The 24,760-nt window shown below is 44.3% G+C and carries 21 protein-coding genes, 1 rRNA gene and 1 pseudogene; 18 read left to right on the top strand and 5 right to left on the bottom strand.

Features of this window, described 5'->3' with window-relative positions; translation table 11 throughout:
• Positions 1-158 precede the first annotated feature (158 nt).
• The 8 genes from M1K46_RS17470 to M1K46_RS17435 all read left to right on the top strand — a co-directional run bounded on the left by M1K46_RS17470 (position 159) and on the right by M1K46_RS17435 (position 9,048).
• Positions 159-338, top strand: coding sequence for a gamma-type small acid-soluble spore protein (locus M1K46_RS17470; protein ID WP_256227018.1), 180 nt, complete (start codon positions 159-161; stop codon positions 336-338).
• Positions 339-731: 393 nt separating this feature from the next.
• Positions 732-1,259: a nucleoside tri-diphosphate phosphatase gene (gene ntdP / locus M1K46_RS17465; RefSeq protein WP_053355658.1), complete on the top strand. Its 528-nt coding sequence runs from the start codon at positions 732-734 to the stop codon at positions 1,257-1,259.
• Between the two features lie 159 nt (positions 1,260-1,418).
• Positions 1,419-3,167, top strand: a complete 1,749-nt coding sequence (locus tag M1K46_RS17460) for an ABC transporter ATP-binding protein (RefSeq protein ID WP_256227017.1) — start codon at positions 1,419-1,421, stop codon at positions 3,165-3,167.
• 252 nt (positions 3,168-3,419) lie between these two features.
• Complete coding sequence (locus tag M1K46_RS17455; protein WP_256227016.1) at positions 3,420-4,424, top strand: ABC transporter ATP-binding protein; 1,005 nt, start codon at positions 3,420-3,422, stop codon at positions 4,422-4,424.
• Positions 4,405-5,370: an ABC transporter ATP-binding protein gene (locus M1K46_RS17450; RefSeq protein ID WP_053355655.1), complete on the top strand. Its 966-nt coding sequence runs from the start codon at positions 4,405-4,407 to the stop codon at positions 5,368-5,370. The genes M1K46_RS17455 and M1K46_RS17450 overlap by 20 nt, the downstream gene beginning before the upstream one ends.
• A 57-nt stretch (positions 5,371-5,427) precedes the next feature.
• Complete coding sequence (locus tag M1K46_RS17445; protein ID WP_256227015.1) at positions 5,428-7,026, top strand: ABC transporter substrate-binding protein; 1,599 nt, start codon at positions 5,428-5,430, stop codon at positions 7,024-7,026.
• A gap of 93 nt (positions 7,027-7,119) precedes the next feature.
• Complete coding sequence (locus tag M1K46_RS17440; protein ID WP_091008008.1) at positions 7,120-8,121, top strand: ABC transporter permease; 1,002 nt, start codon at positions 7,120-7,122, stop codon at positions 8,119-8,121.
• A gap of 15 nt (positions 8,122-8,136) precedes the next feature.
• Positions 8,137-9,048 (top strand): ABC transporter permease, encoded by a 912-nt coding sequence (locus tag M1K46_RS17435; protein WP_256227013.1) that lies wholly within the window; start codon positions 8,137-8,139, stop codon positions 9,046-9,048.
• A 50-nt stretch (positions 9,049-9,098) separates the two neighbouring features.
• On the opposite strand, the gene M1K46_RS17430 is transcribed toward M1K46_RS17435, so the two are convergent.
• The 3 genes from M1K46_RS17430 to M1K46_RS17420 all read right to left on the bottom strand — a co-directional run bounded on the left by M1K46_RS17430 (position 9,099) and on the right by M1K46_RS17420 (position 16,357).
• Positions 9,099-10,175 carry an FUSC family protein gene (locus M1K46_RS17430; protein ID WP_256227012.1) on the bottom strand — a complete coding sequence of 359 codons (1,077 nt, stop codon included), beginning with the start codon at positions 10,173-10,175 and terminating at the stop codon, positions 9,099-9,101.
• A gap of 147 nt (positions 10,176-10,322) precedes the next feature.
• Entirely contained in the window at positions 10,323-14,783 is a 4,461-nt protein-coding gene (locus tag M1K46_RS17425) for a glutamate synthase-related protein (RefSeq protein WP_256227011.1), read from the bottom strand.
• 278 nt (positions 14,784-15,061) lie between these two features.
• The gene (locus M1K46_RS17420; RefSeq protein ID WP_256227009.1) at positions 15,062-16,357 is read right to left on the bottom strand and encodes a glutamate-1-semialdehyde 2,1-aminomutase; all 1,296 of its coding nucleotides are present in this window, start codon (positions 16,355-16,357) and stop codon (positions 15,062-15,064) included.
• A 219-nt stretch (positions 16,358-16,576) separates the two neighbouring features.
• On the opposite strand from M1K46_RS17420, the gene M1K46_RS17415 reads away from it, so the two are divergent.
• From M1K46_RS17415 to bcp, 6 genes and pseudogenes are all read left to right on the top strand, one after another.
• A complete protein-coding gene (locus M1K46_RS17415) occupies positions 16,577-17,593 on the top strand; it encodes an ABC transporter ATP-binding protein (RefSeq protein WP_256227008.1) in 1,017 nt (338 codons plus the stop codon).
• Positions 17,586-18,377, top strand: coding sequence for an ABC transporter permease (locus tag M1K46_RS17410; protein ID WP_053355647.1), 792 nt, complete (start codon positions 17,586-17,588; stop codon positions 18,375-18,377). The genes M1K46_RS17415 and M1K46_RS17410 overlap by 8 nt, the downstream gene beginning before the upstream one ends.
• A 6-nt stretch (positions 18,378-18,383) precedes the next feature.
• Entirely contained in the window at positions 18,384-19,169 is a 786-nt protein-coding gene (locus M1K46_RS17405; RefSeq protein WP_053355646.1) for an ABC transporter permease, read from the top strand.
• Between the two features lie 328 nt (positions 19,170-19,497).
• Positions 19,498-19,677, top strand: a pseudogene (locus tag M1K46_RS17400) (S8 family serine peptidase); the annotation flags it as partial.
• 128 nt (positions 19,678-19,805) lie between these two features.
• A complete protein-coding gene (locus M1K46_RS17395) occupies positions 19,806-20,228 on the top strand; it encodes a potassium channel family protein (RefSeq protein WP_062238512.1) in 423 nt (140 codons plus the stop codon).
• A 58-nt stretch (positions 20,229-20,286) separates the two neighbouring features.
• Positions 20,287-20,757 carry a thioredoxin-dependent thiol peroxidase gene (bcp, locus tag M1K46_RS17390; protein ID WP_256227007.1) on the top strand — a complete coding sequence of 157 codons (471 nt, stop codon included), beginning with the start codon at positions 20,287-20,289 and terminating at the stop codon, positions 20,755-20,757.
• A 40-nt stretch (positions 20,758-20,797) separates the two neighbouring features.
• Here bcp and M1K46_RS17385 read toward each other — a convergent pair whose 3' ends face one another.
• The gene (locus tag M1K46_RS17385; protein ID WP_053355643.1) at positions 20,798-20,977 is read right to left on the bottom strand and encodes an H-type small acid-soluble spore protein; all 180 of its coding nucleotides are present in this window, start codon (positions 20,975-20,977) and stop codon (positions 20,798-20,800) included.
• Positions 20,978-21,125: 148 nt separating this feature from the next.
• Here M1K46_RS17385 and M1K46_RS17380 point away from each other — a divergent pair, with 148 nt between their 5' ends.
• Together M1K46_RS17380 and perR are read left to right on the top strand one after the other, a co-directional pair.
• On the top strand, positions 21,126-22,235 hold the full coding sequence (locus M1K46_RS17380) for an aminopeptidase (protein ID WP_256227006.1): 1,110 nt from the start codon (positions 21,126-21,128) through the stop codon (positions 22,233-22,235).
• A gap of 285 nt (positions 22,236-22,520) precedes the next feature.
• Positions 22,521-22,955, top strand: coding sequence for a peroxide-responsive transcriptional repressor PerR (perR, locus tag M1K46_RS17375; RefSeq protein WP_053355641.1), 435 nt, complete (start codon positions 22,521-22,523; stop codon positions 22,953-22,955).
• Positions 22,956-22,985: 30 nt separating this feature from the next.
• Here perR and M1K46_RS17370 read toward each other — a convergent pair whose 3' ends face one another.
• Positions 22,986-23,354 carry a YgzB family protein gene (locus tag M1K46_RS17370; RefSeq protein WP_053355640.1) on the bottom strand — a complete coding sequence of 123 codons (369 nt, stop codon included), beginning with the start codon at positions 23,352-23,354 and terminating at the stop codon, positions 22,986-22,988.
• Between the two features lie 108 nt (positions 23,355-23,462).
• On the opposite strand from M1K46_RS17370, the gene M1K46_RS17365 reads away from it, so the two are divergent.
• Entirely contained in the window at positions 23,463-24,329 is an 867-nt protein-coding gene (locus tag M1K46_RS17365; RefSeq protein ID WP_256227005.1) for a nucleotidyltransferase-like protein, read from the top strand.
• A 273-nt stretch (positions 24,330-24,602) separates the two neighbouring features.
• Positions 24,603-24,760: ribosomal RNA gene (locus M1K46_RS17360) — 16S ribosomal RNA — on the top strand; the annotation flags it as partial.

The following is a 24,760-nucleotide window of genomic DNA, read 5'->3' as shown; positions in this document are numbered from 1 at the left end:
CCATAAAAAATAATCGCCTTTAGTTTTTGAAACCATTTGCAATCCTATACCCTGTCTCATGGGCCCGCAATCGTTGAAAATATACAATAAAAAATTATTTTTTGTTCACATAAAAACATCTGCAGAGGGTTAAATTAATTTTCGTGGAGGTGATTCTAATGGACAAACAGCAAAACAAAACAAACGCACAACAAGTTAAAAAGCAAAACCAACAGTCTCAAGCTGGTAAAGGTCAATATGGTGCTGAGTTTGCAAGCGAAACTGACGCTCAACAAGTTCGTCAGCAAAACGCTCAATCTCAACAACAAAAAGGCCAAGGTAACCAAAACCAACAGTAACCTCTATCCAGAATGCTCCCTGCTATACGCAGGGGGCATTTTTGGTTTTCTGGCCAATTTAGACAAGGTTTTTAAGATACATACTAAGGGAAAAAGAACAATGACTAGGGAAAATGAAAAAATGGGCGAGCTTTTTTTCAATAAACAGGGTAACTATCATTTCCAAACTATTCTTAAAACGATATACTATAGGAGAGAAAATAACGTAAAGTAACTGTTTCTTGGGGATGATGAAGGCCGGGCAGGGCTAGAATAGTGATGAGACGATACAATGAACGAATTTGTACAACGAAGCTGGTGAATTACCTAAATGTTCTAATTTTAATTGGAAAGGAGTTCGCACATACCTGGTAACCCATTGGCTTCCGGAAATGCGAAGGAAAGGAGAGGCATATGAGTTTTCCCACACCCGGAAGTATTATTGATATACAAAGCTATAAACATAACGGATCACTCCATCGCACCTGGGAAGATACGGTTATCCTCAAGGGGAGTTCGTCTGTAGTTATAGCAGGAAATGATCGTATTCTTGTAACGGAATCAGATGGCAGGCAGTGGCGGACGAGAGAGCCGGCGATCTGCTATTTCAATTCCAAGCAATGGTTTAATGTAATCGGCATGATCCGGCAGGACGGTTTTTATTATTATTGTAATCTGGGGACACCCTATATATGGGATAATGAGGCACTAAAATATATCGATTATGACCTGGATATTAAGGTTTTTCCCGACATGTCCTATATTCTATTAGATGAAGATGAATACAGCTTGCACAGGCAAATGATGAAATATCCCCATGAACTCGATTACATTATTAAAAAGAATTTAAATGAATTAATTTCCATGATCAATCAGAGAAAAGGCCCATTCGAACCAGGCTTTATAGAGCAATGGTACGAAAGGTATTTGGAGTTTAGATAAGAAAAAACCTGTTGAATCCAGCGTTCAACAGGTTTTTCTGACAATAACAATAGTAATCGTAAAAAACGCCTGCGCGGGGGAGCCGTATATCGATCCCTTAAAGAGGCGTTTTAAGCTTTTAAAAGGGCTCTTCAGCATTTCATATAAGAAGGTGTAATTTTGGATAGTATCAGAAGGTATTTGGGTTTTGTAAAGCCCTACAAAAAACAAATTGGATGGACCATTGTAATTGGGATTTTAAAGTTTGGTATTCCCTTGCTCATCCCGCTTATTTTAAAATATGTGGTCGATACGATTATAAATGGACAGGGTTTGACGAGCGGTGATAAACTCAGCAAGCTGCTTTGGCTGATGGGAGGTTCCTTCTTTATTTTCGGTGTGCTTCGTCCGCCGATCGAATATTATCGGCAGTATTACGCACAATGGGTCGGAAGCAAAATCCTATATGATATCAGGGATAAGCTTTATGGACATATTCAGCGGCTCTCCTTACGTTTTTATTCCAATAACAAGTCGGGTGAAATCATATCGAGGGTAATCAATGACGTTGAGCAAACGAAGGATTTTGTCATCACGGGCTTAATGAATGTCTGGCTTGATATGTTTACGATTGTGATTGCGATTGTGATCATGGCAACGATGGATGGATGGCTGACAGTTGTCGCATTGGCGATGCTGCCGTTTTACGGCCTCTCCGTTAAATATTTTTATACAAGGCTAAGAGGTCTGACGAAACAGCGTTCGCAGGCGCTCGCGGAAGTGCAGGGGCATCTGCATGAACGAGTCCAGGGGATGTCAGTCATCAGAAGCTTTGCTCTTGAGGACTATGAGCAAGTTCAGTTTGATAAAAGAAACTCCCATTTTCTGAACAAAGCGATGGATCAGACAACGTGGAACGCCAAAACGTTTGCAGTAGTAAATACGATTACAGATATCGCACCGCTTCTAGTTATCGGTTTTGCGGCATATCGGGCGATTGGAGGCCATATATCTGTCGGAGAAGTGGTCGCATTTGCCGGCTATATGGACAGGCTGTATAACCCGCTCAGAAGGCTGGTTAATTCATCGACAACCCTTACACAGTCACTCGCGTCCATGGACAGGGTCTTCGAATTTATGGATGAGGAATATGATATTAAAGATCAGCCGAAAGCAAGGGAACTTACGGATGTAAAAGGAGAGCTGTCGTTTAACGAAGTATATTTCCGATACAATGAGGATGAACCGCACGTTCTAAAAGGAATCGATCTTAGAGTAGAACAAGGGCAGACGATCGCCCTCGTAGGGATGAGCGGTGGCGGGAAATCCTCGCTTGTCAGCCTTATCCCCAGGTTTTATGACGTGTCGAAGGGCAGCATCCTGCTCGATGGGGAAGATATCCGGAGTATCAAAGTGCGTTCGCTCAGGGATAAGATTGGCATGGTCCTTCAAGATAACATTTTGTTCAGTGAATCGGTTAAGGCCAATATCCTGATGGGAAATCCAGAAGCATCTGATGATGAGGTTGCTGCAGCTGCAAAAGCAGCAAATGCGCATGAGTTCATTATGAATCTGCCCCAAGGATATGATACGAAAATTGGTGAACGGGGAGTTAAACTTTCAGGAGGGCAAAAACAGCGGGTTGCCATCGCCAGGGTCTTCTTGAAGAATCCGCCGATTTTAATCCTTGATGAAGCGACTTCCGCCCTTGATTTGGAAAGCGAGCACCTCATTCAAGAATCGCTTGAAAAGCTTGCAAAAGACCGTACCACCTTTATCGTTGCACACCGCCTAGCAACCATCACCCACGCAGACCGTATAGTAGTTGTCGATAACGGTGAGATTGCTGAAAGCGGAACCCATTATGAGTTAATGAAAAAAAGAGGAGTGTACTATAACCTGTTTACGGTTCAGCAGCTTGGTGATTGAATTGGTAATTGATGGGCAGAAAGTTGGAATTGCATAACATGCCATAAGAAAAAAGAACGGGGCAGCCAAAGGCTTCCGTTCTTTTTTTGTGTTAGAAAAGACCCGAGTTTCCTAACAAACGACAAGATTATTAAAAATTTTTAGAAATTTTAATATTGTCAAATTATTAGACTAGTGTCATAATTTCAATAGAGTGTCCTACAAATTGTTCACGCTGTAAGTAAATGTCATCATGAAGAAAGGGGTGGGATAGTGAGCAGTCCAGTCTTGGAAGTAAAAGGATTAAGGACTTCTTTTCAGACGGATGATGGGGAAGTTTCGGTTGTCAATCACATCGATTTCCAGGTCAATTCCGGTGAAGTACTTGGAATTGTAGGAGAATCGGGATGCGGCAAAAGTGTTACTTCATTATCGGTCATGGGACTCGTACCAACACCTGCGGGGAAAGTTGAAGGAGATATTTTGTTTAAAGGGGAAAATCTTACTTCAGTATCTGAGAAAAGGATGCGCCAGATTCGCGGGAATGAGATAGCAATGATTTTTCAGGAGCCGATGACCAGTCTAAACCCGGTATTTACTATCGGCAGCCAGTTGATCGAGGCTTTGCAAATACATAAGAAATGGCCAAAAAAGAAGGCAAAGGCACATGCCGTTGAAATGCTTAAAATGGTTGGGCTTCCACGGGCGGAAGAACTGATGAAAGACTTTCCCCACCAGCTGTCAGGGGGAATGCGCCAGCGTGTCATGATCGCAATGGCCATGATCTGTTCCCCGAAACTGCTGATTGCAGACGAACCGACCACCGCGCTAGACGTGACAATTCAGGCTCAGATTCTTGAGCTTATGAAAAAATTGAACGATGAGACCGACACAGCCATCATGATGATCACCCATGATTTGGGAGTAGTAGCTGAAATGTGCCAGCGCGTTGTCGTTATGTATGCAGGTAGAGTCGTTGAAGAGGCAGATGTAAAAACGATTTTCACGAGTCCGAAACATCCATATACGGTTGGCCTGATTCAATCTGTTCCTGATATGAGGGATAAAAAAGAACGTCTTTATTCCATCCCAGGAAATGTGCCAAAACCCGGATCTTTGAAAGCGGGGTGCCAGTTTGCTCCGAGATGCGCCCATGCCTATGAGCGCTGCCAGAGCGAAACACCAGCGCTTGAAACCCTTGAAGGCGGCCAAAAAGTAAGATGCTGGCTGTATGAGGATCAGAAAGGGGTAGACATCGTTGACCGAACCATTAGTTAAAGTTGAGAACTTAAAAAAGCACTTTCCGATTAAAGGCGGAGTGCTTGGGAAAACAGTCGGAGAAGTAAAAGCAGTGGACGGTGTATCCTTTACCATTCAAAAAGGTGAAACTCTGGGACTTGTCGGTGAGAGCGGATGCGGGAAATCTACGACCGGACGCATGCTGCTCAGGCTTCTCGAACCGAGTGACGGCAAGATCTATTTTGAAGGGCAAGATGTGACTGCGCTTTCTTCGAACGCGATGCGCAAGATGCGAAGAGAGATGCAAATGGTTTTTCAGGATCCCTTTGCTTCACTTAATCCGAGGCATACCGTTGAAAAAATACTGGAAGAACCGCTGATCGTTCACGGAGTAAAGGACGCAAAAGAACGCAAGAGAAGGGTGAAGGAGCTGCTTGAAGTCGTAGGATTAAGCAGTTATCATGCGAAACGCTATCCCCATCAGTTCAGCGGTGGGCAGAGGCAAAGAATCGGCATCGCCCGAGCACTGGCTGTTAACCCTAAACTGATCATCGCGGATGAACCTGTCTCGGCGCTGGATGTATCCATCCAATCGCAAGTACTGAACCTTTTGCAAGACTTGCAGGAAGAATTCGGGCTTACTTACCTTTTTATCGCCCATGATCTTGGAGTCGTACGGCACATTAGCGACAGAGTCGGTGTCATGTATCTCGGCAGGATCGTAGAACTGTCAGACAGCGAACAGCTTTATGACAACCCTATGCATCCTTATACACAGGCCTTGCTTTCTGCCGTACCTATTCCCGATGTTGAAGTGAAAAAGGAGCGCATCATTTTAAAAGGTGATGTCCCAAGCCCGTCCAACCCTCCAAAAGGATGTGCGTTCCATACGCGATGTCCTCAAGCGATGGATGTATGCGCTGCAGAGCGTCCGGTATTTAAGGAAGCTGAGAAGGGCCACTACGTTGCCTGTCATCTTTATTGATGGCAGCTCGTACACATAAATAGAGGCAAAAATCTATCTGAAAACGGGGGAAAGAAAATGAAGAGAAGTATATTGACAGCTCTTGCATTAATCCTGGTCCTGTCTTTAGGACTGGCTGGCTGTAAATCCTCAAGCGAAAGCACTGGCGGAAAAGGAAGTTCCAGCGGTGGCGGCGTCATGATCTACGGACGCGGCGGTGATGCAGTAGGACTGGATCCTGCTCATGAAACAGACGGTGAATCTTTCATCGTTACTGAGCAAGTGATGGAAACACTAACTGGATACAAAAAAGAAAATACAGATGTTGTTCCTGAACTTGCGAAGAGCTGGAAGATTGCAGATGGCGGAAAGAAGTACACATTTACGTTGGAAAAAGGCGTTAAGTTCCAGGATGGAACTGACTTCAACGCTGATGCGGTTGTTAAGAACTTTGACCGCTGGATGAACGGTGATGCTGCTAAATTCCCTTATTACGCATCCATGTTCGGTGGATATAAAAAGGATCCTGGCCACGTCATTAAAGAAGTTAAAGCTATTGATGACACTACAGTTGAATTTACATTGAAACGCCCACAAGCTCCATTCCTTAAAAACCTTGCGATGAGCCCGTTTGCGATTTCCAGCCCGGCTGCGATTGACAAATACGGCGACAAATATGGCGAGCATCCTGTAGGAACAGGACCGTTCAAGTTTAAAGAGTGGAAACGCGGGGATACCATTTCAGTTGTGAAAAACGATAAATATTGGAAAAAAGGGCTTCCAAAACTTGATGGGGTAACCTTCAAAGTCATCAAAGATAACTCTTCACGCTTAAATGCTCTTACAAAAGGCGAAGTTGACTTGATTGACGGAGTAAACCCAAGTGATATTGATAAGATCAAAGCAGATAACAAGCTTCAAATTTTTGAGCGTCCTTCTATGAACGTTGCTTACTTTGGCTTCAATGTTGAAAAAGCTCCGTTTAACAAAAAAGAAGTCCGCCAGGCGATCAGCCACTTAGTAAACAAAGACGAACTGATCAAAAACTTCTACAACGGAACAGCTGAACCGGCTGCTACGCCGCTTCCTTCTTCCATTGCAGGACAAAACAAGGATATCCAGGATTATGGATATGACGAAGCAAAAGCAAAGGAACTTTTGAAAAAAGCTGGATACGAAAAAGGTTTCAAAATGGACCTTTGGGCGATGCCGGTATCACGTCCTTATATGCCAAACGGACAAAAGATTGCTGAAGCGATTCAAGCAAACCTTGCCAAGGTTGGAATTAAAGCGAACATCGTTACATTTGAGTGGGGAACCTACCTTGAAAAACTCCGTAAAGGTGAAGCACCTGCCTTCTTGATTGGATGGACAGGGGATAACGGAGACGCAGATAACTTCCTATACGCTCTTCTTGATAAAGACACGATCGATTCTAACAACTATTCACGCTATAAGAGTGAGCCAGTTCATAAGCTATTGATTGAAGCGCAATCAACAGCAGATGAAGGAAAACGTGAAGAGCTTTACAAAAAAGCGCAGGAGATCATCCATGAAGATGCTCCATGGGTACCTCTAGTGCATGCTAAGCCACAGCTTGCAGGTACGAATTCAATTAAAGGATTCTACCCGCATCCAAAAGGGTCTCAGTCATTTGTTGATGTTTCCATGAAGTAATGAAGAAATTGGGGAGTATCTTGCATGCTCCCCTTTTGTTTTGGAGAAAAACATCAGGGTGCTATAACAACTACGCGTAAATGAGGTGTGGACATGTTTTCTTATACCATTAGAAGGATTGGTTTGCTTATCCCGGTGCTTCTCGGGATGACGTTTATTGTATTTATGATGATCAGGGCAATTCCAGGGAATCCTGCTCAATTGATCCTTGGCCAGCAGGCTTCAAAGCAGGCTATCGCAACATTAACAAAACAATTGGGACTGGATCAGCCCTGGTACTCCCAGTTTGTTCATTATTTAACCGGTCTTTTTCAAGGTGATCTTGGAATGTCACTGAAATCAAGAACACCGATCAGCGAGGAGCTCTGGCCGTACCTTGCGGCTACAATCGAACTTTCACTGGTTGCAATTCTGATTGCAGTGATCGTCGGAGTCAATGCAGGCATTATCTCTGCCTGGTTCCAAAATTCCTGGTTCGATTATGGGGTTATGCTTATTGCATTGATCGGAGTATCCATGCCTATTTTCTGGCTAGGATTGATGGAACAATATTTTGTCTCCATCAAATGGGACTTGCTGCCGACAACAGGCAGGGACAATATCAGGATGCCGGTAGAGGCCATCACACATCTGTATTTGCTTGACACATTACTGGAGGGCAGGTTTGATCAGTTTATTGAAGTCGTTAAGCATTTAATCCTTCCGGGAATTGCACTTGGCACGATTCCAATGGCAATCATCGCAAGGATGACAAGATCAAGCATGCTTGAAGTTATGCGATCGGATTATATCCGCACAGCAAAGGCAAAAGGGTTAAAGATGTTCTGGGTAGTGTACAAGCATTCATTGAAAAATGCCATGATTCCTGTAGTAACTGTAATCGGTCTGCAGACAGGATTGCTTCTCGGCGGTGCCATTCTGACAGAGACCATCTTTGGATGGCCAGGGGTTGGCACATATATTTATGAAGCCATTCAGTCGCGTGATTATCCCGTCATCCAATCTGGAATTCTGGTAGTGGCCACACTGTTTGTACTCATTAATCTGTTTGTTGATATTTTGTATGCGGCCATTGATCCGCGCATCAAATACTGATAGGGGGAGTTTATTATGGCTGAATTAGCAAGAACAACACCACCGTTAACAAACCCGCCGAAAGTGGAACAAGGTGACGACAAAGTCATCTCTCCCTGGAAGGATGCGTGGCGTTCATTTAAGAAGAATAAATTAGCGATGGTCGGACTGGGAATTGTTATTTTCTTTATTTTAATCGCTATTCTGGCTCCTGTTTTGGCGCCTTATAGCTTTTCGGATCAGCATCTAGCGGACAAGCATCTGGCGCCTTCGGGAGAGCATTGGTTTGGAACAGATGAATTCGGACGGGATATCTTCAGCAGAGTTTTATACGGGGCAAGGATTTCATTATGGGTGGGCTTCGTCTCTGTAGCCGGATCAGTCATTGTAGGATCGGCCCTTGGAATCATCGCAGGCTATTATGGAAAATTCATTGATGGAATCATCTCAAGGATCTTTGATATCCTGCTGGCGTTTCCGAGTATTCTTCTCGCTATTGCGGTCGTTTCTGTATTGGGGCCATCTTTAAGAAATGCGCTTATCGCTATTGCCATCATTAATGTGCCGATATTTGGACGTCTTGTACGGTCGAGGGTTCTGAGTGTAAAAGAAGAAGAGTATATCACAGCGGCTAAGGCGATTGGTATGAAGGATTCCAGAATTTTGATACACCATGTGCTTCCAAACAGCATGGCGCCTATCATTGTGCAAGGGACCTTGGCCATCGCAACAGCTATCATTGAGGCAGCTGCCTTAGGGTTTTTAGGACTTGGGGCACAGCCTCCAACTCCTGAGTGGGGAAAAATGCTCGCGGATTCCAGGGATTTTATCATCCAGGCGCCGTGGACCGTTATCTTCCCGGGTATAGCGATCATGCTTACGGTTTTGGGCTTTAACCTGATGGGTGACGGCCTTCGTGACGCGCTTGATCCAAGAATGAAAAACTAATAGAGGAAGCCTGACATGAAAATGTCAGGCTTTTTTTACGGACTAATATTCTAATCTGTTTTCTGTTCTTTAATTGTTAGCTCATTGTCATCGGTGTGATGGTTTTTGAAGCTCTCAACGAGCCGGTTCAAATGCTCCAATTGATCACTGTAATCGATTATTAAGGCGAAAACAGGAAATAGCTGCATCCATTGATCATTTTGGGGAGTTGTATAATAGCTCATGAACGACTGCATTAAAGAACTTTTATTCTCACATAGCTCATCAAGCATGCCAACAGAATGCTGTGAACGGATTTTACCAGTGTATTTCAAATGGATCTGTTCATGGTAATTGGTCAGACAGTCGAGCTGTTCCGTGATCAGCTGTTGAAGATCTTCAGGCATGCAGAGCATTTCATTCTCATGGCGGTGAAGACTTCTTAGCAGTTCGAGAGATTTTTTAGTCGTAAAAATCATCTGCCGGTAGAGTACAAGCTTACGGCCTTTGGTAAATTGATTGTTTTTAAAATAAGTGCGGTCTTCTTTGTATAAGAGATAGAGCTGGTCCATTTTAAAGCTGTTTTCTTTCATTGTCCCCATGTCATCTTTGATGGCGGAATAATCAGAGGCATGCCGGATAATCATACGGATCCATTTGATGATGTCGTCTGTCAGATTAGAGATACTGAAGTAAAGTTTTGTTTCATGTTTTGGCGGCATAAAAATCAAATTGACAAGAAAAGCTGATACGACGCCCAGCATGATCAATAGAAAACGGCCCATCGCAAACGATATAAAATTAGGTGTCTGGCTTTCCATAATGACTATAACCGTCACGATGGCAAGGGGAATGGTCTTTTCATTCTTCATCTTTAAGTTTACAGCGATGACAATAACGACGACAAATCCGATGACAAATGGGCTGTTGCCCAGCAAAAGGACCGAGACGATGGCAAAGAATGCGCCGATTATATTACCCTGAGCCTGCTCAATAATGGTTTGATAGGACCTGTAGATCGATGGCTGAATCGCAAATGTGGCTGCGATTGCAGCAAAGACAGGTGTACTCAGGTTAAAAAACATGGCTAAATAAATGGCCATGGTGATGGCTAATCCCGTTTTTATCATTCGGGCTCCAAGTTTCATCTTGAATTGGTGTTCCCTTCTATAAGTAAGTTAATAATCTTGACAACTATACAATGATTCCCACTAATAATCAAGTATTCATTTATAACAAAAATATGAATTAAAAAAAGATCTCTATAAAGAGATCTTTTCTACTATTATGGCTATTTATTCCGTGGAAACATCGGGATCAGCCTGCTCTTTTACAGGAATGACCTGCACAAAATGTTCAAGCGGATGTTCCTTGAGATACTTGATTTCAGCAGCCTCTTCAAACTGCTCTGATTTTACAAGCGCAGATGAATACTTTGTCAGCAGCTCATTAATGTCCTCTGCACCCTTAAACCCGATGGGCTCCAATGAAACTTTGGCACCTTTCGCGATCCTTGTTCTCAATACTTCATACGTCAGACCCATTTCGGGCTGGAGGCGAAGATAGACGACCCCTCCGGTCATTCCAGCGCAGATCCATGGGCCTGGATCCCCGAGTACGAGCCCTCTGCCATTGGTCATATATTCAAAGGCAAATCCTTTGATGTTGGCGTTTACTCCGGTATTTCCACGATCTGTAATGACCGGAGCAGCAAGTTTGCCGCCGATGACAAGATCTGCTCCGGATAGGCGGATTCCGGCTCTTGCATCTGCATTTCCCTGAATCATAAAGAGCCCTTTCTGAGCGCCGTAGGCAAATCCTTTACCTACAGAACCATTGTAATACTGTCCGTTTTTCGCCTTTGATTTCAAGATGGTGATGGACCCGCCGAATGCGGTTTTTGCCAGCCCGTCCTGTGCTCCGCCTTCTACTTTAATTTTAATGCCTTTTGATGTATAGGCCCCAAGCCCGTTTCCAGGAATAGATCCGTTTTTAAAATGAAGGTGGATATCCGGCTGTTTTCCGGTTCGCTGTGAACGGGTCTTGTGCCCTGAAACCCGGCTGCCGAGAACACGCTGTTCGGCCGTTACAAATTGAAAGTCTCTTGAATGAGAGAGCTGGGTAACATCGTCATCCAAATATTCCGCACCGGCCGCCATTGTTACGGCAGCAAGGAGGGATTCCTGTACATGCGGCAATGGGATCATCTCTTCTACAGTCGATTTTTCCAGCAGGGAAGAGAGATCCAGCTGATTGAGTCCGCGATTCTGCACTAACAGATCTGATCGTCCTACAAGTTCCTGTGCCGATGTAAAACCAAGAGAAGCCGTAAGCTGCCGCAGTTCATCGCCAAACACAGTGAACAGTCTGACAAGGCCTTGGACGGCGGGGTCAAATTGCCTTGGAACAAAGCGGCGGAGCCCATGGTCTCTCGCTTTTTGCTCGGAATCAATCTGAGTGGCTATTCCTACATGGCACGTATCAAGATGGCAGCCGCGGCAGGTCGTACAGCCGATGGCTACCATGGAAAGGGTACCGAACCCGATCCTGTTTGCGCCTAGCAGCATCATTTTCACTGCATCAAGAGCACTGCGGATGCCTCCGTCAGCCCAAAGCTCGACTTTATGCCTCAATCCGGCTTCAAGCAGTGCGGTATGGGCAGCTTTTAATCCGATCTCGGCAGGCAATCCGACATGCTGGAGAGCATGCACCCTCGCAGCTCCGGTTCCGCCATCGAAACCGCTCAGCGTAATGATGTCTGCCCCCGCTTTAGCAATGCCGACGGATATGGTGCCGATATTAGGGACGACAGGTACTTTAACAGATACCTTTGCCTGGTCGTTGGCTGTTTTCAATTCGGTGATCATCTGTGCCAGATCTTCGATGGAGTAGATATCATGGTTGTTGGAAGGCGAAATTAAATCTGATCCGACTGTGGCATTTCGGGCCTCTGCGATTTTCTCGGTAACCTTCGAACCTGGAAGATGGCCTCCTTCACCAGGTTTAGCTCCCTGGCCGATTTTGATTTCCAATAGATTGGATGAGTTTAGCAGTTCGATATTAACCCCAAAGCGTCCAGAAGCGATCTGCTGTCCGCGTGTCTTCGGATATTTTCCAATCATGTCTTTGATTTCGCCGCCCTCGCCGTTTAAGCTGATCATATTCAGCACATCAGCAGCTTCAGCATAGGCTCGAAATGCGGTCTCGTTTTGTGAACCGAAAGACATAGAGCTGATCACAAAAGGAAGGCTGTGATCTTTTACACCAATATCGACATGAGCCGGATCAACTGGTGTTTCAGAACTGGACAGGTCGGTCAGATGGCGAATGGCAATAGGATTGCTTTTTTCCTGATCCTCCAATTTATCTGCATAGGTTCTGTAATCTGATTTACCGCTGGCGATGTCTCCGATCGATTTCCAAATTCTTGGGAACAAGCGGAAGCTCTTGCTTGCTCTTGCGTCAGTTTGCCTGAACACTTCTTTTCTTGCAAGACTGTCTTCTTTCAGTTTAGCAAAATTATATCCAAGCGATTCTGAGCCAAAGAAGTTTACGATATTCAATGTTTCGGCAATTTCGCTGCTCAGCCCGATGCTGGAAAAGAGGCGGTCGTATCCCCTTAACTCATGGATTCCGATTGTGGAAATCACTTTCTCCAGCCCTTTGTTTAATGCTTCAAATAATTTGGCCGCAGGGAGCTGGTTCTCAGGCTCGGTTACGGTCTCAAACAGAAGGTATGGGCTGACTGCATCAGCGCCAAGCCCGATTGTCAGGATGATATCATGCAGAGAACGAATGGCAGCAGATCTGAGAATCAATGAAACGCTGCGTCTCAGGAACTTCTTTCTGAGGCTTTGATCCACTGCTGACAGAACCAGATGAGGATCAAGCCAAAGATGCTTTCTGTGTGCCTGGTTGTCATCCAGAATGATCACCGCAGCTTCATTTTCTGCGGCTGTTGCGGCTTCAGCAGAGAGGCGGGAAAGTGCTTCTTCCACGGTCTCACTTTCCAGCATGACAGAATGAAGAACATACTTTTCATTTCTTCCTTCAAAATAGGCTGCTACTTGCTCATAAGATGGATGGTTGAATTGCTCCGAAAGGTTTTTCCCATCTATCCCTTCAACCAGCAGCGGTGTAAGGAGTTCAATCGTATTCAGTTCTTTTTCTTTTTTAAAGAGGGAAGGCCGTTTTCCGAGAACGGTACGGGTAGAAAAATGCTCGGTTTCCCTGTCTCTGTCAATCGCCGGGTTGGTAACAACAGCTACACTTTCTTTAATAAAATCAGCAATGTTTTGGCGTTCAGGATGAAGAGCGGCCAGCGGAGAATCATGGCCGAGCGATTGAATGGGCTCGACTCCTTTTTCTGCCATCTGTTCAAGCTGATGGATCTGTTCTCTGTCCCAGCCATAGGCGGCATACCATCCGTTATGTTTTTTCAGAGCTGCACGGAAAGGCCCGATCTCCAGGGAAGGTGTTTCTAACCGGTGCCTGGCACCGTCAACACAGATCCTGGTCTCCATCTTTTGGAAGACCTGCTCCTGGTAATCATTGTGATTGTAATAAGTAAGGCGGCCGTCATCTTCCCGTTTCAATCCAACCTTTTCACCGGGAGCAAAGCTTTTCGGCTCCGCTGTAAAGTCATTGTTGGAAAGAATTCCTTGTTCAGATGAGAAGTAGAAGGAAGTATCTGTTTCGAGCTGCCAGATCGGACGGAGTCCAAGGGCATCTACACTAAAAACCGCTTCGTTTCCGAATCTTGAGATGATTCCTGCAGGCCCTTGAGCAAAATGTCCCCAGGCTTCCCTTAAATAGGTATACAAATCCTTTAAGTGAGAAGGGTAGGCCTTGATTTCATGAATGATGGGAGGAAACAGAACGTCCATCGCTTCGAACAAGGAGAATCCTTCTCGAAGGATCAATGTTTCAATGACTCTGTTTAAATCTTGTGAGTCACTTCCGCCATCAGTAACCGGAATACCAATAATTTCAGCTTCTTCACGGAGTTTGGCGATCGTATTCAGTTCGCCGTTATGTCCAAGAACGCTGAAAGGCTGGACTCTGAAAAAGGTGGACAATGTATTGGTAGAATAGCGGTTGTGGCCTAAAGTAATGGTTGATGCGATGAGCGGGTTTGTTAAATCTTCATAATAGGCAGGCAGTGTTTCGCCTGAACCCATGACTTTATAGACAGCATGGTGATTGCTGAAAGAAGCGACATGGACTGCCGGGGACGTTTCGATATCAATCAGCAGGTTATAAAGCGTACGGTCCAGCTCTTCATGATTTTTAACAGGAAGCAGTGCTGCCTGCCAGAAGACTGGTTCTTCACCGCGAGCGATGGGCCCTAAGGCCGCAGAATTTGTAACCTCTGTTGTTTCATATATAAGCTCAAGGTGATACTTCTCAAACCATTGTTTAACCGTTTCCATCTCTGAGCGGCTGTCCGCCTTTTTGTCGATGAAAAAATGGCCGACAATAAAATGATCAGAATCCACAGCAGAAGAAGGTAAGCCTTTGCTTGTAAGCTTTTCCTTCCAAAGAAGTCGGGGGATATCGATATTGATACCGATACCATCACCTTCATTTTCAATAAAGCCTGCTCTATGGTTCATCGTGATCAAAGCATGAATAGCATCATCCACATTTTTCTTGGTCGGAATGTTCTCTTTCTCAATCACCGATACGATTCCACAGCTGTCAAATTCCTGCTTGCGATAATCCTTAAACAAAGCAGGACTCCATGATTTACTCATTACGAAAGCCTCCCTTACCCCTATGTTTCATACCTTATAAGACATAAAAAAACCACATCGCGAGAAATGGTTTTATCTCTTTACCCGTGTATTGTTTTAAAGCAATTGACCAATATAGTTAAATATTATCATCGTTTGAATAGTCAGTCAATTATTTTTATTCAAACTAATGTATATCAAAGGAGGGCTGAGGTGGTACTTTGAGCACAATCGTTTAAGAAAGCGCTTACATTTTGGAGTGAAAAAACAGAGTGGTTTATGCACTCTGTTTCATAAATTTACATCGAAGTAATTTTCTTAAACGAACGTTCAACCGCTTCGAGCGTTTCAGCGATGTCTTGATCTGTATGAGCGGTGGTTAAAAACATGGCTTCATACTTAGAGGGAGCAAGGTTGATTCCTTCTGCAAGCATGGCTTTAAAGTATTTTCCAAATCGCTCTCCATCGGTGTTTTCAGCCTGTTCATAATTCACGATTTTCTCATTCGTAAAGTAGACGGTAAGCGCCCCTTTTAAACGGTTGATCGTAATGGGAACACCATAGGCCTTTGCATGCCCCAGGATACCTTCTTCAAGCTGTTTGCCCAGTTCATCCATTCTTTCATATACGCCTTCTTCTTGAAGAACTTCAAGACATGCGATTCCCGCAGAGATGGAAGCCGGATTTCCGGCCATTGTTCCTGCCTGATAAGCGGGTCCTAAAGGCGCTACTTTTTCCATAATTTCTTTCTTGCCGCCGTATGCTCCGATCGGCAGACCTCCGCCGATGATTTTTCCAAGGGCAGTCATATCCGGTTTTACGTTAAGAAAATCTTGTGCACCGCCATACATAAAGCGGAAAGCCGTGATGACTTCATCATAGATGACGAGAGCTCCGGCCTTGTGAGTCAGCTCATTTACAGCTTCCAAAAAACCTTCTTTAGGTTCAACGATACCGAAGTTTCCGACGATGGGTTCAACGAGAACCGCAGCAATCTGGTCACCCCAGCGGTCTAACGCCTCACGGTAGGAATCAATATCATTGAAGGGAACTGTGATGACTTCCTGAGCGATGCTTTTCGGAACGCCGGCGGAATCAGGTGTTCCGAGTGTTGATGGGCCAGAACCGGCGGCTACAAGTACGAGATCTGAATGGCCATGATAGCAGCCTGCAAACTTTATGATCTTGTCGCGTCCAGTGTAAGCGCGGGCTACACGGATCGTTGTCATGACTGCTTCTGTGCCTGAGTTGACAAACCTCACCTTTTCCATGGCAGGCATAGCCTCTTTCAACATTTTTGCAAACCTCACTTCCAGGCTTGTCGGTGTGCCGTACAACACGCCGTTTTCCGCAGCCTTCGTTATGGCTTTTGTGATATGCGGATGGGCGTGGCCTGTAATGATGGGTCCGTATGCTGCCAAGTAATCGATGTACCGATTTCCGTCCACATCCCAGAAGTAGGCTCCTTGTGCTCTTTCCATGAATACTGGTGCTCCTCCACCTACTGCTTTAAAGGAACGTGAAGGGCTGTTCACTCCACCGACAATATGTTCTTGTGCTTCCTTATATAATAATTCTGACTGCTGATGATTCATTGATTTTCCTCCTTGCTGTCCATACATTCCCCACGGGGTAAATGAAACAATACAATTAAAATCCATCATATATTGTAGCATGTTTTAGGTGATGCTGTAGAGGATCCGCTTAAGCAGGCTAAATAGATTGAGGTAAGCGGAGACTTAGGATAAACTAGTTCATGCTGGTTAAAAACGGGTGCCTGGCACCATGAAGAAAGTTTTCGGAGGAAAAACACAATGGATTATATTATAGATGTAAAAGATTTGCGTAAAGAATTCACATCCCATTCCAGCCGTTCGGGGCTTAAGGGAGCATTTCGTGATCTGTTTACGAGAAACTACACCATCAAGACAGCAGTGGATGACATCTCTCTGCAGATACGTAAAGGGGAAATGGTTGGTTATATCGGGGAAAACGGTGCCGGTAAGTCCACGACCATCAAAATGCTGACAGGCATTCTGACGCCCACTTCAGGGCAAGTAATGGTTAATGGAATGAACCCCCATAAAGACAGGGAGAAATTTGTACGCAGCATCGGGGTGGTGTTCGGGCAGAGATCTCAGTTATGGTGGGATATTGCAGTTCAGGAATCCTTCCGGCTGCTGAAGAAAGTCTACAATGTTCCGGATGAATTCTATAACTCTCACATGACGGATGTAATACAAACACTGGCGATTGAACCTCTGCTCGATAAACCGGTGCGAAAGCTGTCTTTAGGACAGCGTATGAGATGTGAACTTGCGGCAGCGCTTATTCATAACCCGCCGCTTCTGTTCCTGGATGAACCTACCATCGGGCTGGACGTGCTGGTGAAACTTAAGATCCGTGAATTTTTAAAAGAGATTAATGCAAAATACGGAACGACCATTCTTTTGACTACACATGATCTGTCAGACATAGAGGCGCTATGTGAACGGGTCATCATGCTCGATGAAGGGAAGATCATCTACGATGGAGCCCTTCGCCAGCTCCGTGAAAACTGGGGAGAAGGCAAGCAGATTCAATTCCTTTTCACTGAGGATGTGTTTATGAATGAACTGCAGGAATTGACGAAGGAACACCTTGTTGTGTGGGAGCAAGGCAGCAATGCGAACAGCTGGACAGCAAGCGTGGAGAACGATGAGGAAGTGATCTCTGCGGTCATCGGTAGGGTTGTTGCTGCAAAGAGAATTGCTGACTTAAAGATTGTTGAGATTACAACAGAAGAAATTATTCGCAATATTTACGAAGAAGGAGCAGTCCGGAATGGCTAAATATTTAGAAATGATCCGCATCCGCTTCTTGATGATGCTGGCCTACCGGACAAACTATTACAGCGGTATTTTGATCTATAGCATCAATATCGGAGCGTATTACTTTTTGTGGAGTGCAATCTATGGGGATAAACCATCAATCCAGCATCTCTCTATTGTCCAGATGACTACATACATTGCGGTCTCCTGGATGGCAAGGGCCTTCTACTTTAATAACATCGACAGGGAAATAGCGCTTGAGATCAAGGAAGGAAAAGTGGCCATCGAGATGATCCGGCCGTATAACTACATTAGCATGAAGATGATGCAGGGATTGGGAGAAGGTATTTTCAGGATTCTCTTTTTCTCGGTACCAGGCATGGTCATCGTCTATTTTATCTTTCCAATCCAGTTTACTAGTCATCCGGCAACATGGCTGTATTTCCTGGTATCTATTATTTTAAGCTTCATTATTAATACTCAAATCAATTTACTGACAGGAATTGCAACCTTCTTCCTATTTAATAATGATGGTTTAATCCGGGCAAAGCGTGTCGTAATCGATCTGTTCTCGGGGCTAATCCTGCCAATCAGCTTCTTTCCCGGCTGGGCCCAAAGTATTATGGGCTATCTGCCGTTTCAGGGAATCAGTTATATTCCGAGCATGATCTTTACGGAAGGGTTTCAGGGAAGTGAAGTTATCCACGGGCTGATGAATCAAGCACTGTGGTGCCTCGTTCTCTTTATACCGATCCAGGTGCTGTGGACAACAGCAAAACGTCAGCTCATCGTGCAAGGAGGGTAATGAGGAATGTCCTATCTTTCTATCTTTTTTCAATATGCAGGCCAATATTTAAAAACAAGGCTGACCTACCGTGCAGATATGCTCGTTGATATATTTTCAGACCTGCTCTTTCAAGCTGTTAACCTTATTTTCATACTCGTGGTATTCGGCCACACCAGTCTGCTGAAAGGCTGGAGCAAAGATGAGATGGTCTTTATCTATGGCTTTTTTCTCGTGCCATTTGCGGTTTTTGGTGCTTTCTTTAACATCTGGGATTTCACGGACCGCTATATCGTGAAAGGGGAAATGGACAGAATTCTGACCCGGCCGATCCATAGTCTTTTTCAGATTATCTTGGAACGGATGGAGCTTGAGTCATTGTTCGGGGGCGTTACAGGCCTGGCGATCATGTATTATGCTGGAAACAATCTGGGATTAAGCTTGCATTGGTATGATCCATTTATTTTTCTCGTTCTGGTCGCAGGCGGTGCCCTTGTGTATGCAGGAATCTTTGTTACGCTGGCGAGCATCGGTTTCTGGTCGGACAGCAGAACGGATATTATGCCGATGATGTACAACATCGGAAACTACGGCCGTTATCCTGTAGATATTTATAATCGGATCATTCGCTATGTACTTACGTGGATTCTTCCTTTTGCTTTCGTCGGAGTCTATCCGGCAGCTTATTTTCTTGGCAGGGAAGAGTGGTACCATTATGCCTTCATCACACCGCTGATCGGCGTCATTTTCTTCGCTATCTCTGTTTTCTTATGGAATATAGGTGTAACCAAATATCGTGGGGCAGGGAATTAGCCGGTAAACCGGGCTGTCCAAGAAGTCTGGAAGCCGTTGATTTTCGTTCCAGGCCGCTCGCTTTTACCGGCGCGAGCGCGGGGCGTGCGGTGAGCCTTACCGGCGTGAACGCCTACTTTTTGGCGCAAGCGCCTGCGGGAGTCTCACCTGTCACGCTAGTCCCGCAGGACAAGGAACGCTGCGGCAGCGGTGCATCGCACGAAGAAAATGTGATTTTCATTTTCGAGGATCTCGCACCTTCCACTACAATCAACTTTTCATTGAAGATTTTTTACGCAAAAAGGGGATGCCTGAAGGTCAATTCAGGACAGCCCCTTTTTTATTTTGGATATCTGGAACCTCCATGGCGACTCCTCTTGTTGCGGGTGTAGCCGGATTGCTTGCTTCACAAGGGAAAAGTGCATCTCAAATCCGTGCGGCGATCGAAAATACAGCGGACAAGATTTCAGGTACAGGAACGTATTTCTCTAAAGGGCGTGTCAATGCAGCAAATGCTGTAAGATACTAATCCATATAAAAAGAAAACAATCGTTTTCCAGCCTTTTTTTGTGTTCTTTTTAATGTTCAGCCCTATTATATACCCGTCCTATTTGTCCAAAGGGCTGCATACACTGCTAACAGAGGCGGTGGGGGAAGATGATTTATTTTGCGATGCTTTTATTATCAGGGTTTATAGTATATAAAAGTCTTCAATCCCTTTTTTCACACCCGGTCATGAAGCATCAGCTCATGTCATTAAACCACCTTTTCGTGCTTGTTATCGTTTATGTCACCATCATCCTCGGTTTCGGGCTCATGTATACCTCGCTGCTTCTCATGGATATTCATGTTCTCGTGAAGCACGGGGAGGTGATCGGGCATCGCCATTTTTTTCATGTAATTGATGATGCCATGTATTTCAGCTCGATGACGATGCTCTCTGTAGGATATGGGGACTTGACTCCGCTGGGGGCTGGCAGATGGCTGTCCATAGTAGAAGCACTGATCGGCTACTTGCTCCCAGCTGCATTTGTACTGTCTTCAGTCATCGACAGGGAACCGGCATCAAAAAAGTTGTAGGAACGCGTGGAATTGGTTACCCTCTTTATATAGATGAAGTTAAACAGGAGGGATATCCTTGACCGTAACCACAGGAGAAAAAGCACCGGATTTTACATTGCCGGCAAGTAATGGAGAAGATGTAAAGCTATCAGATTTCCAGGGGAAAAATGTGGTGTTGTACTTTTACCCGAAAGATATGACCCCTGGATGCACGACTCAAGCTTGTGATTTCAGGGACAAGCATGATGAATTTAAGGATTTGGATGCCGTGATTCTCGGAGTCAGTACAGATCCGATGGCCCGACACGAAAAATTTATTGATAAATACGGCCTGCCGTTCCTGCTTTTGGCAGACGAGGAACATGAAGCAGCAGAGCTTTTCGGAGTTTGGAAACTAAAGAAGAACTTCGGAAAAGAGTACATGGGGATTGAGCGCTCAACTTTCATTCTCGATAAAGAAGGAAACGTTGTGAAAGAGTATAGAAAAGTGAAAGTGAAAGAGCATATTGATGAAGTTCTGGCTTATATAAAAGAAAACATGAAATAAAGAAAAGGGCACTGCTTTTTGAAAGCAGGCCCTTTTGCAATTAATGCTCAAGCAGATCGCTTACTGGCACTTCCATGTCATGATCAGGTTCTTCATTGGGATGCACCCAAGCTGTTCCGCTTGATGAATTAATGGACTCAATCCATACTGGCTTACCAAAATACATCACTTCAATTTCGCTAGGCGAAGAAATAATCTGTTTTGCTCGATCCACGTTCATTGTAACAAGCCCCTTTATTTTTTCTTATAGTATGAGCATATGAACCAGGTATATACTCCCGGATTAATTATGGGCAACATGAAGGTTTTAATGATAAGATGGAATTGTCGGAATTTTTTTAAGATACATAGAATAGGGGAGGTTTACAATGTTAGATGAAAGAGTCGTCATTCTTGCCAGGACGCTGCTGCACCACTCTGTAGAATTAAAAAAAGGAGAGCGTGTGCTGATCACTTCACCTCTAACTGCCAGGCCATTAATTAAAGCCCTCATTAAAGAAGCTTACGCGATGGGTGCTTATCCGTACGTGAATATATATGATGACGAAATCAGCCGTTACTTAATTACAGGCTATGAAGCAGAGCAGCTGGAAACCTCAATGGGCTGGGATTTGAAAAGAGTCAAAGAGGTGGATGCGTATATCTCCATCGCAAGTTCAGAGAATGATTCCGAGCTGTCTGAAGTTCCTGGCGACAAGTTCCAGCTTCGCGGTGAGTACTTTAAACCCGTGCAAAAAGTCATCATTAATGAACGTAAATGGGTGCTTTTGAATTACCCTACCAAGGGACTTGCTCAGAAAGCTAAAATGAGCTTCGAGTCGTTTGAGAACTTCCTATTGGATGTCTGCAATGTGGATTATAAGAAGATGGAGCAGGCACAGCAGCCTTTAAAAGAATTGATGGAGCGTACGGACAAGGTAAGAATTGTATCGCCTGGTACCGACCTGTCGTTTTCCATTAAAGGAATCCCGGCTGTTAAATGTGCAGGTGAGAACAATATCCCGGATGGGGAAGTCTTTACGGCCCCGGTCAAGGACAGTGTAAATGGGACAATCACCTATAATACACCGTGTCCTTACCGCGGAACGATATTCAACAATGTCAGTCTTACGTTTGAAAACGGCAAAATTGTAGAAGCAACAGCTGACAACTCAGAGAAACTCAATGAAATCTTTGATACTGATGATGGGGCACGCTTTGTAGGAGAGTTTGCGATCGGTGTTAACCCGATGATCCAGCATCCAATGGGCGACATCCTTTTTGATGAAAAAATTTGCGGCAGTATTCACTTTACACCTGGAGAGGCATATGAAGATGCGGACAATGGAAACCGTTCTTCCGTGCACTGGGATATGGTTCTCATCCAGCGTCCTGAATACGGCGGCGGTGAACTGTATTTTGATGATGTATTAGTCAGAAAAGACGGCCTATTTGTTATTCCTGAACTTGAAGGTTTAAATCCTGAGAATCTAAAATAGAAAATAAACATCAAGGCGTCTGACTATACTTCGTTTCATGATTTGCATAGGATTTAGTAATAACTCTTCCAATCGATGTGCGGGAATCTCTCCCGCACTTTTTATATGCATTTGGGGAATCATAAGAATGTAACTCTAATGGAACGGATAATAAAAAGGGCCTGGATCTTTTGTTGTTCAGTGTACATATACAGGCCAATGGATTGACAAAAGCAGGCAGTTCAAGATACACTAATTATAAACATTATAATGTAATAATTTCTTTTGAGAGTGAGGTGCATGACGATGTCTGAAGTACGCATAAATGAAGCAATAGATACATTAAAACAGTCTGGAGTTCGCATTACTCCTCAGCGTCATGCGATTCTGGAACACTTGATACAATCTATGACACATCCAACAGCAGATGAAATATACAAATCCTTAGAGGGTAAATTTCCTAACATGAGCGTTGCGACGGTCTATAATAACCTTAGGGTATTTAAAGAAGTAGGTCTCGTTAAAGAATTGACCTACGGAGATGCTTCCAGCCGTTTTGATTGTGTAACGACAGAGCATTACCACATTATATGCGAGGGATGCGGCAAAATAGTGGATTTCCACTATCCTGGACTTGATGAGGTTGAAACACTGGCTGAATCCGTAACGGGGTTTGACGTTGGACACCACCGCATGGAGATCTACGGAACTTGCCCGGATTGCAAAACTAAAAAGCATTAAAATAAGCTGAACCAGCTTGACTGGATCAGCTTATTTTTTTGCGGTCTTTTTCATAGCGCGTCTTGAATTATATTTTTCGTCAAATTCAAGACCTTCAAGATCCTTATCAAGCGTAAGCGGCTGATTGCATGCCATGCACGCATCCGCGCGGCCCAATACTTTGGTGACTTTCCCGCAATTTGGGCATACAACCTGAACAGCATTCGTTGAGATCATACCAATCCAAAAATAAACTCCGGCACTTGCGAGGGTTGCAAGAAATCCAATTAACATAAATAATGACATTAGTATGAAGTGACTTCTGAAAAATATGCCGGCATACATAATAATGATTCCAATAAAAACAAGACTTAAAGCAAACGTACGTATTTTATTGATCTTGCTCGTATATTTTATCATGGTTGTCCCTCCTAAATTACAGTATACAAGGACTTGAAAAAAAAGAAAGGATTTTCAGCGGCTGCGTTGAAATGTATGGAGACCGAAATTAGAACGGGAGTTGAAGGCATGGAAGACTTGTTACGCCCGCTTTATCAAGAAAGGGCAAGTAACGAAAACACACTTGGAGTTCTATTGATTGAAAAGAACAAACCATTTAGTCCATTAACGGATAATTTTGACTGCATCTTATTTATAATTGTCACTCACGGGGAGAAACCATGGAGTGTCAAACACTATGAATTTGATGACAAGATAGCTGCTTTACATATTGTGACAGAAGAGCGGCTGAATGAATGGCTTCTTCTCGGCTCAAACCGCCGAGTCGTCGATTGGGTCATTAATGGGAAGGTCCTGTTTAACCGAAACGAATATATCACTGAACTGAGAGACAGACTTGATAAATTCCCAGTTCCTGAACGCTCCAAAAAGATTACGCTAGAATTTGCCAAACTGCTTCGCCGCTTTTCTGATGGAAAAGAGCTTTTTCACAGCGGACAGCACCTTGATTCGTTCAACCATATACTCCATGCTCTCCATCATCTGGCACGTCTGGCTGTTATCGAACGGGGGTTCCACCCGGAAATTACAGTTTGGAATCAAGTAAAGGTAATCGAGCCACAAATCTACAAACTATATGAAGAACTGATTACCGGAAATGAATCCATTGATAAACGGATCGAACTTCTATTAATAGCAAGCGAATTTTCCATCAGCTCCAAAACGAAGCTAGGCGCGGGCCACTTATTAACGATATTCGAAGAACAATACGAGTGGACAGTCGCTGAACTGATGGAACACCGTGAAATTGCAGATTACTCTATTGATCTTGGAATCCTGCTTGAGCACCTTATTGAAAAGGGAATTGTGGATGTAATCCGCCAGCAGACCAAAGGCAAGCATTTGTTTCACCGCCACTATACAATGAATAAATAAAGGAATTAAACTTTTTTCTGAAAAGGTGTTGACCTCTTTCTTGCTATCATGGTATAGTACTACTTGTCGCTGAAACGACGCGGCAAACACGAACAAACACAAACAAAAAAGAGGTTGACACCTTACACCAAAGATGTTATCCTAAGAAAGTCGCCAAAACGAGCGGCATTCGACAAAATGTTCTTTGAAAACCAAACAAAAGCCAGGTAAGTCAGGGATTTTACAATCCCATCAATTTCTTATTTTTAAACTTTAAGAGCTATATCAAACACTTTATTGGAGAGTTTGATCCTGGCTCAGGATGAACGCTGGCGGCGTGCCTAATACATGCAAGTCGAGCGGACCAAAGAGAGCTTGCTCTCTGAGGTTAGCGGCGGACGGGTGAGTAACACGTGGGTAACCTGCCTGTAAGACGGGGATAACTTCGGGAA

Origin of the sequence: Fictibacillus sp. WQ 8-8 (genome assembly GCF_024494405.1) — a bacterium.
Lineage (GTDB): Bacteria > Bacillota > Bacilli > Bacillales > Fictibacillaceae > Fictibacillus_C > Fictibacillus_C marinisediminis.
Note: the sequence above shows the minus strand (reverse complement) of the source record. Positions and strands in the feature narration are given on the sequence as shown.